Genomic DNA, 1,459 nt, shown 5'->3' with positions numbered 1-1,459 from the left:
CGCTTGTGCTTATGTATCAACACGAGATCCCAAGCATGCAAGCCGTGAATTTCCAGCTGCGGCAAGATAATCTAAACACAACGCAAATCTACTTGCATGATCCGCTCATTAGAACTGAAAGCGAGCAGATCCGGAACAAACTTGATGTGAATGGAAACGGCCGAGCAAAACGCTTTGCGACCCACGTGCGTGGACTCGACAAAGAGGTTGCATTGGTAAGTGATGAAATGATGATTCAGAAAATGCTCGAAATCATCAATGGCACACCAACTTCCGGTGGCTATCCAAACTTTATCAAACGCTTCTACAGAATGATCTCTTCAAGAGCCGATTTTTCTCAACTGACCTTGCAAGGGAAGGCCGAGCGACTAGCTCACGTGGTGAAGCAGCGAGGTCATGCTCCAACTCCCAAGAGAGAGGGGATCTGCATGGTCGGAAATCAATCTCGCGTGCCCGGTGCGCGTTGCCGATCTAAGGAAGGAAAACCTCAAAAGGAACTGGCTTCCGCATCAAAGTGTTCGAAATGCGCATACCATTTCCACAGCGAAGCGTATCTGAATAATCTTGAAGAAGATCTCACGGAATTGAATTCTTCGCTGGCTGATCCTCATCTAGTAGGCTTGGAGCGCAAGAAGCTGAATATCTCTATCGTGGACTTGGAGGCGACGATTCAATTTCATCGGGGGCGGTTTGCCAATTGTGAGGTTCCAGCATGAGCGAAAAGAAGGTCCGAAAGCCGCCTGTCGCCGAGACAAACAAAAACAACGCGAAGCAAAACATTGTACGTAAGAAGAACGTACTTGACGCTTGGGCCAAAAATGGAATTCCATTCGAGGCAGTTGACGAGTCGAATACAAAGGCCGTCAGCGGAGCGTTAGATTTTTTTCCGAGAAGTATTCGACAGTTCAATTTTTGGGACGGTAGTGAAAATTCAGAGGTCGTTCGAAGTGAGTTACCGGAGATCGCACGTAACGCCAATGACACTCTACGAAGCTACCCGGATCTGAAGAGCGAAGTTGAGAAGATTCTTGATGCTTTGATTGCTCGGGAGATCTTGCAGAAGAACCAGTCAAAGCCAATAAAAGTTAAAAAGCTCCTTGATACCAATGCTCTTGAAAAGAAGCTGCGATCCATCTTGGAAAATGAATTGGTGAACCTTCGAAGACAGCAAGCCGATGATCGGAAAAAGTACAACGGTGACGTTGCTAGTTTGACTGGCCAGATTACAGAGCTGAAGGGGATCGTCCACGACCTAAAATCTGAGAACCAGGGCCTTTCTCAACAAGTGCGTAATCTCAAGAGCCAGATTGCGAAGGTGTCTCCTCTTAAAGGAGTCTAGCGCATGAAAAGCAGAGCGTCGACGGTGCCGCGGGTTGAGTTGAATTGGGCCGGCGATAAAATGAATGTTGCTATTGCCTATGATTTAAAGGAGGAACGTGTTCGCCTAGAGATCATGGAC

Annotated in this window: 2 protein-coding genes; both read left to right on the top strand. The window is 47.4% G+C overall.

Annotated elements, in window-relative coordinates; all coding sequences use genetic code 11:
- Nucleotides 1-716, top strand: a 716-nt coding sequence (locus tag AKL28_RS23570; protein WP_231602678.1) for a hypothetical protein, incomplete at its 5' end; no start/stop codon positions are given.
- A complete protein-coding gene (locus AKL28_RS23565) occupies nt 713-1,339 on the top strand; it encodes a hypothetical protein (RefSeq protein ID WP_050470702.1) in 627 nt (208 codons plus the stop codon). The genes AKL28_RS23570 and AKL28_RS23565, both read left to right, overlap by 4 nt.
- The last annotated feature ends 120 nt before the right edge of the window (nt 1,340-1,459 follow it).

The organism is Herbaspirillum chlorophenolicum (assembly GCF_001189955.1).
Taxonomy (GTDB): domain Bacteria; phylum Pseudomonadota; class Gammaproteobacteria; order Burkholderiales; family Burkholderiaceae_D; genus Herbaspirillum; species Herbaspirillum chlorophenolicum.
The sequence above is the reverse complement of the archived record's forward strand: the minus strand, read 5'-3'. Positions and strand labels throughout refer to the sequence as shown.